Annotated in this window: 6 protein-coding genes and 2 riboswitches; all 6 genes read left to right on the top strand. The window is 71.5% G+C overall.

The genetic code is table 11. From position 1 onward, the window contains the following. Window positions 1–70: riboswitch (cobalamin riboswitch) on the top strand. This riboswitch is flagged as partial in the annotation. A gap of 122 nt (window positions 71–192) precedes the next feature. From AX737_RS30810 to AX737_RS30785, 6 genes are read left to right on the top strand one after another with little or no spacing between them, the layout of a single operon-like run. Beyond that, a complete protein-coding gene (locus AX737_RS30810) occupies window positions 193–2,160 on the top strand; it encodes a TonB-dependent receptor (protein WP_156454066.1) in 1,968 nt (655 codons plus the stop codon). A gap of 7 nt (window positions 2,161–2,167) precedes the next feature. Next, window positions 2,168–3,013: an ABC transporter substrate-binding protein gene (locus tag AX737_RS30805; protein ID WP_066927921.1), complete on the top strand. Its 846-nt coding sequence runs from the start codon at window positions 2,168–2,170 to the stop codon at window positions 3,011–3,013. Next, window positions 3,010–4,056: an iron ABC transporter permease gene (locus AX737_RS30800; RefSeq protein WP_066927917.1), complete on the top strand. Its 1,047-nt coding sequence runs from the start codon at window positions 3,010–3,012 to the stop codon at window positions 4,054–4,056. The genes AX737_RS30805 and AX737_RS30800 overlap by 4 nt, the downstream gene beginning before the upstream one ends. After that, window positions 4,053–4,850: an ABC transporter ATP-binding protein gene (locus tag AX737_RS30795; protein WP_156454065.1), complete on the top strand. Its 798-nt coding sequence runs from the start codon at window positions 4,053–4,055 to the stop codon at window positions 4,848–4,850. Before AX737_RS30800 ends, AX737_RS30795 begins: the two co-directional genes overlap by 4 nt. Beyond that, entirely contained in the window at window positions 4,847–5,812 is a 966-nt protein-coding gene (locus AX737_RS30790) for a hypothetical protein (protein ID WP_066927915.1), read from the top strand. The genes AX737_RS30795 and AX737_RS30790 overlap by 4 nt, the downstream gene beginning before the upstream one ends. Next, on the top strand, window positions 5,805–6,326 hold the full coding sequence (locus AX737_RS30785) for an AAA family ATPase (RefSeq protein WP_066927913.1): 522 nt from the start codon (window positions 5,805–5,807) through the stop codon (window positions 6,324–6,326). Before AX737_RS30790 ends, AX737_RS30785 begins: the two co-directional genes overlap by 8 nt. An 89-nt stretch (window positions 6,327–6,415) precedes the next feature. Continuing rightward, window positions 6,416–6,587: riboswitch (cobalamin riboswitch) on the top strand. This riboswitch is flagged as partial in the annotation.

The raw sequence follows: 6,587 nt of genomic DNA, 5'->3' as shown, positions 1-6,587 counted from the left end.
TCGCCCGGGAAGACGGTGAGAGGGCAGCGACCCGCGAGCCAGGAGACCTGCCGTCAGTCGTGGTCACACGCGAAACGCGTCGGGCGGGGTGTCCTGACGGGTGTCGAAGCGCCGCGCATCCCGAGAGGAGGCGGTGCGCTGAGGCCTCGTTCGCGGTGACGTGCCACTGCCGTCGCCCGAGGCTTGTCTCCCGTGCCCCATACCCTTGGTTCCGCTCTCCGGAGCGTGCTGGCGCTCACCTGCGCCGGTCCGGCCCTGCTCGCCGCACCCTTCGCCCATGCCCAGCAGGTGGCCGCGCCCTTCGCGGACGTGCCGCGCGGCGGCGAGACCGCCGTCTCGCTTGCCGAGATCTCGGTCGCGGCCACCGGCGTGCCAACGCCGGTCACCCAGACCGGGTCCAGCGTCACCGTGCTGACGTCCGACCGGCTTGAGGTCCAGCAGGTCCGCACCGTGCCGGACGCTCTGCAGCAGGTGCCGGGCCTCAACGTGGTCCGCACCGGTGGCGCGGGCGGCCAGACCTCGGTCTTCATCCGGGGCACCAACTCGAACCATGTGAAGGTCCAGATCGACGGCATCGACGTCAACGACCCCTCGACCCCGAACCGCGCCTTCGATTTCAGCCAGCTTCTGACCGAGGATCTGTCCCGCATCGAGGTGCTGCGCGGGCCCCAGAGCGGTCTCTACGGCGCGGACGCCATCGGCGGCGTGATCTCCTTTGTGACGAAGCGCGGCGAGGGTCCGGCCCGGGCCACCGCCTTCGTCGAGGGTGGCTCCTACGGCACCGCCAACCAGGGCGGCCGCATCTCCGGCTCGGAGGGCATCTTCGACTACTCGGTCAGCGTCCAGCACCTGCGGCAAGCCGCGCTGCCGGTGACACCCTTCGAACTCCTGCCGGTCGGTGTGCCGCTGCGGACCGCCTTCACCGACATCAGATCCGTCTCGACCAAGCTCGGCGCACAACTCAGCGACACCGTCCGCCTGAACTACGTGCTGCGGTTTTCCGACAGCGCCTACCTCGACCAGGCGGACGGGGGCTTCCCCTACCGGCCGCTGCCGTACCGGAACCTCAACGACCAGCAGCAGCTCCTGATGCGCGGCGAGGCCGAGTGGACGCCGGTACCGGGCTTCCACAACGTGTTCGGGGCCAACTACGCCAGCTTCGACCGTCTCTTCGCCGGTCCCCTCGACCCGCTCGCGTCCCCGACGCCGACGTCCACACTCGGCGAACGGACCCGCCTCGACTACCGCGGCGACGTGCAGATGGCGCCCGGCAACCTCCTGCTGTTCGGGGCGCAGCGCGAGGACGAGCGCATCGAGACGACCGGGCTGAACCGCCAGAACGGCAACACCGGCGGCTTCGCCGAGCTGCAGTCTGCCATCACCGACCGCGCCTTCCTGGTGGCCAACATCCGCCACGACGCGAACGACCAGTTCGGCGGCGCCACCACCTTCCGAGTCGCGCCGAGCTACATCCTGCCGGGCACCGAGACGCGCCTGAAGGGCAGCGTCGGCACCGGCTTCAAGCCGCCGACCCTGAGCCAGCTCTACCAGGACTACCCGGGCTTCCGCTTCTTCGGGAACCCGAACCTGCGCCCCGAGGAGAGCTTCGGGTTCGACGGCGGCGTCGAGCAGCCACTCGGCGAGAGGGTGCTGGTCGGCGCCACCTACTTCGAGACCGACTTCCGCAACCTGATCCAGACGGCCTATTTCCCGACCTTCTCGACCAACGTGAACGTCGGGCGGGCAGTGGCCTACGGCGCGGAGAGCTTCGTCTCGGTTAGGCTCACCGACAGCTTCAGCGCCCGCGTCGACTACACCAACACGGTGACGAAGGACGAGGTCGCCAACCAGGAGCTGCTGCGGCGGCCTCGCCACAAGGTCAGCCTCACCGGCATCTGGACGCCGCTGCCGAACCTGACGCTCACCGGTACGCTGATCTCCCTCGGCTCGTTCGTCGACGGGAATCGGGATTTCTCCATCACGCGGCTGAAGAACCCGGGCTTCACCCTGGTCAACCTCTCGGCCAACTACGTCTGGTCGGAGACGACGACGCTGTTCGCGCGCGTCGATAACCTGTTCGACCAGCGCTACCAGAACCCGACCGGGTTCCTGGGAGCGGGGCTCGCCGTCTACGGCGGCGTGCGCCTGACCAGCTTCTGAGGTGACGATGCCCGTGCGCGCCGTCCTCGCTCTGTCGGCCACCCTGGCCACACTGCCCGCGGGTCACGCCGCGGGCACGGCCGAGGCGCCGGTGCGCGTGGTCTCGATGAACCTGTGCGCGGACGAACTCGTCCTACGGCTGGCCGACCGGGACCAAGTCCTGGCGGTCACCTACCTCGCCCGCGACCCGCGCGGATCGACGGTCGCGACCGCGGCCGCCGGCATTCCGGTCACCCGCGGCCTCACCGAAGAGGTCGTCGCGCTCCGGCCCGACCTCGTCATCGCGGGCGCCTTCACGACGCGCGCGACCGTCGGCAGGCTCAAGCGTGTCGGCTCGCCCGTGCTCGAACTCGGCATCCCCGCTGACCTCGACGGCGTGCGCGCCCAGATCCGGCAGGTCGCGGGGGCACTCGGGCATCCCGAGCGGGGCGAGGCCCTGGTCGCGGACCTCGATGCCCGCCTCGCCGCGGTCACCCCGGCGACGCGGCCGTTGCGGGCCCTCGTCCTGCGCCCGAACGCCTTCACGGTCGCGCCCGGCGGCCTCGGCGACGCGCTCATCCGCGCCGCGGGCCTCGTGAACGTGGCGGCCGAGATCGGACGCGACCGGTTCGGGCAGGTGCCGCTCGAAGCCGCAGCGCTCGCGAACGCGGACCTCGTCGTGGTGGACGAGGGTGCGCCGGGTCTGCCCTCGCTCGCCGACACGCTCCTGCACCACCCCATCTTCCGCGCGCTCGCGCGTGAGGGTCGGACCGTCTCCATCCCGAACCGCTTCTGGACCTGCCCGGGGCCCCAGGTCGCCGAGGTCGTGGCGCGCCTGGCGGCAGCCGCGAACGCGCGAGTGCCCCGGCCATGAACGCGCCCGTTCGGACCGTCGCCGGTCCTGTCTCACGGCGCCTCGGCACGCCACGCGCCCGGCGGGTGGTCATCGCCACCCTCGGCGTTGCCGTCCTCCTGCTGACACTCGCCTCGGTCGCCATCGGCTACGCGCCCTTCGACGTTCCGGCCGCCTTCGCAGACCTCGTCGCGGGCCGAACCACGCTGGCGGCGATGGTGCTGTGGGAGCTGCGCATTCCGCGGGCACTGCTCGGTGGCCTCGTCGGGTTCAGCCTCGGCCTGACCGGGGCGGCGATGCAGGGCTACCTGCGCAATCCGCTCGCCGACCCCGGTATTCTCGGCATCTCCTCGGCCGCAGCCTTGGGGGCCGTACTGGTCTTCTACGGCGGGCTCGCCGCCTCGCTGAGCCTTGCCCTGCCGCTCGGCGGCATTGCCGGCGCGGGGGTGGCGGCGCTGCTCCTGAACGCGCTCGCCGCCCGCGGCAGCTCGACGCTCGGGCTGATCCTCGCGGGCGTCGGCCTGTCGAGCTTGGCGGGCGCCCTGACGGCTCTCGCGCTCAACCTCTCGCCGAACCCTTATGCGGCCCTCGAGATCGTGTTCTGGCTGATGGGCGCGCTCGCTGACCGCAGCCCGGACCACGTCGTCCTCTGCCTGCCGCTGATGGTGGTCGGCTGGAGCCTGATGCTGTCGACCGGTTCCGCGCTCGACGCCCTCGCGCTCGGGGAGGACACGGCCGCGAGCCTCGGGGTCAACCTCGTCTCGGTGCGGTTGCGCCTCGTCACCGGCGCGGCGCTCGCGGTCGGCAGCGGGGTGGCGGTCTCCGGCGCCATCGGCTTCGTCGGCCTCGTCGTGCCGCATCTGATGCGTCCGCTCGTCGGGTCCCGGCCCGGTGCCGGCCTGTTGCCGAGCGGGCTCGCCGGCGCGGTCCTGGTGCTCGCAGCGGATATCGGCGTGCGCCTGCTCGCCACCCGGCCCGAACTCAAGCTCGGCGTGGTGACGGCGCTCGTCGGCGCACCGTTCCTGATCGTGTTGCTGCTGCGGAACCGCGGGAGGCGGGCATGAGCCTCGGTCTCCGCGAGGTGCGGGTGATGCTCGATGGCCGGGCGATCCTCACGGACATCGACCTTGCTCTGGAGCGCGGCCGCTTCGTCGGGCTTGTCGGCCCGAACGGGGCCGGCAAGACCACGCTCCTGCGCGTCCTGGCGGCGCTGGTCGCGCCCGCCCGAGGCCGCGTCACCCTCGACGGCCACGCGCTGTCCGGCATGAACCGTGATGAGCGGGCGCGCCGCATCGCGGCCCTATTCCAGGGCGCCGGCGTTGGCTGGCCGATGACGGTGCGCGAAATCGTGGCGCTCGGTCGCCTGCCGCACCGCCGCGCCTTCGCGGGGCTCTCGGACGCTGACGAGGCCGCGGTCGCGCGAGCGATGGTGCGGACAGATGTCGGGCATCTCGCCGACCGGACCGAGCCGACCTTGTCCTCGGGCGAGCGCATGCGGGCGCTGCTCGCCCGGGCGCTGGCGGTCGAGGCCGAGTGGCTCCTCGTCGACGAGCCTGTCACGGCCCTGGACCCGGCCCACCAGCTCGACGCCATGGCGCTGCTTCGCGCAGCGTCGCGCGACGGCACCGGCGTGGTCGCCGTCCTGCACGACCTCGCGCTCGCGGCCCGGTTCTGCGACCGGATCGTCGTGCTATCCGGCGGCCGGCTCGTCGCGGACGCCTCACCCGAGGGGGCCCTGACGGATGCCCTGCTGGCCCGCATATTCGGCGTGACGGCGGAGCGAGGTCGGGCCGTGGACGGAACCCGATACATCCTGCCCTGGGCAAAGGTCCCGGTCGAACGAGGAAAAGAGCGATGACGCCATCATTCCAGGCCGAGGCGGTCGCGGCCCTGCTGCGCGAGGCCCTGGCCGACCCTGGCACCGCCTGGAGCCTCGGCAGTTTCGGGGCCATCGCCGAGTTCATGCGCGACCCGGACGAGGCGGTGACGGCGCTGCCGGACGTGCGCCTGGGCATGGCGACCGAGCGCGGCGCCATTGCGCTCACGGTCCGCTCCGACCTGCGCCCGGTGGCCTACGAGACCGCGGTCGCGTCCGGCTGGAATCACGCCGTCGCCCTCTGCCTGCCGGACGATGCCTGCGCCATGAGCAGGCGCGGCGTGGTGACCGAACTCGGCCCGGATCGGGAGGCCGCACGCCAACAAGACAGGGACGCCATCCTGTTCGACCTGGGCCTGGATCTGCTCGCGGTCGACGCCTGCGTACGCACGAGAGACCCGGAGGCCATCGCCTGCCTGCGGTCGGGTGTCGGACGACCCCTGTTCGATCACCAGAACCCCATCGGTCGGCAACTCGTCGCCATGAGCCCGCATCGCGTGTTCCTCGCCCGGGTCGGTCGGGTCGAAGTCTACGCCCCGATCCCGGGACCGGGCGGCACGAGCCCCGAGGGCCCGCACACTCACGTCCTGCCGAAACTCCTGCGGAGCGGGCGCACGCACGCCGCGACGACGCCGATCCCGGCGGGCTGGGTGCCGTGCGCCGGCATCCACCCGGCCCACCCCTACAAGGACATGATGGGACGGCGGATCGCCTTCGACGCCGCCCGGCACGCTGCCTTCCAGGTCCTGCTCGACCGTTGGGGTGATCCGGACCTGCTCGCGGTCAAGCGGGGCGGCGACCATCGCCCGGACAGTTCGATCTCGGGCCGTCACGCCCAAGCGGCACGTCGCGTGGCCGAGGTCCAGGCCCTGTACCTCCGGGGTGAGGTCATCGAGGCCGAGCTTGCGGCCGACGAGGACGAGGGCGTCGCCGACCATGCCTGACCCGGGCGCTCAGCGGGTGGTCGGGCTGATCGGCTGCCCTGGGGTGGGGAAATCGACCTACGCGCGTCGGTTCGACCCGCTAGATGGATGGGTGCACCTGACCCTGGACGACCTCAGGCAAGCGCTCTGGCCGCCGGATCGACAGGTCTACTGGGAGGTGCGCCGCGGAGGCTGGGACACGCAGGCCCACCGGCTCCTTCATGCGGTGAAGGTGGCCGCTCTCGACACCGCCCTCGCCCAGGGCTTCAGCGTCGTGATGGCCGACACCCACCTGACCCGTGCCGTGTTCGAGGATGAGCTTGAGGTCGTCGGTCGGTATGGCCTCTCCGTGGAGTGGAAGGTGTTCGACGTCCCCTGGGAGGTGCTCTGGACCCGCAACGAGCAGCGCGGTGCCCTCGATCCGTCTCATCGGCAGCCCGAGACCGTGCTGAGGTTTGCATACGACGCCTTCCATGCGCCGGATGCCTGGTGGCGCCTGCTGCCTCGGGACGCGGTCGAGGTCATCGCGTCGTAGCATGGTTGCCACGCCTGGCCGGTGTCGCATCCGGAGCACAGGCGGCCGATATACCGAGCCGGTCCGTTGACGTCGGATTAGGTCGGCATGCTAACCGTAGCCACGACGGTTCCCCTCGGGGATTAAACGGGAACGTGGTGAGGGCTTGTGGGCCGAAGGTCCGCCCCGATGCCGCGGCTGCCCCCGCAACTGTGAGCGGCGAGACCTCCGCCACCATGTCACTGGGCCGCCTCGCCCGGGAAGACGGTGAGAGGGCAGCGA

It is taken from the genome of Methylobacterium sp. CCH5-D2, assembly GCF_001556475.1.
GTDB classification, from domain to species: domain Bacteria; phylum Pseudomonadota; class Alphaproteobacteria; order Rhizobiales; family Beijerinckiaceae; genus Methylobacterium; species Methylobacterium hispanicum.
Note: the sequence above shows the minus strand (reverse complement) of the source record. Positions and strands in the feature narration are given on the sequence as shown.

Excerpts from the sequence above, each read along its gene's own strand:
- AX737_RS30805 (WP_066927921.1), top strand. The coding sequence starts at position 2,168 with ATGCCCGTGCGCGCCGTCCTCGCTCTGTCGGCCACCCTGGCCACACTG.
- AX737_RS30800 (WP_066927917.1), top strand. The coding sequence starts at position 3,010 with ATGAACGCGCCCGTTCGGACCGTCGCCGGTCCTGTCTCACGGCGCCTC.
- AX737_RS30795 (WP_156454065.1), top strand. The coding sequence starts at position 4,053 with ATGAGCCTCGGTCTCCGCGAGGTGCGGGTGATGCTCGATGGCCGGGCG.
- AX737_RS30790 (WP_066927915.1), top strand. The coding sequence starts at position 4,847 with ATGACGCCATCATTCCAGGCCGAGGCGGTCGCGGCCCTGCTGCGCGAG.
- AX737_RS30785 (WP_066927913.1), top strand. The coding sequence starts at position 5,805 with ATGCCTGACCCGGGCGCTCAGCGGGTGGTCGGGCTGATCGGCTGCCCT.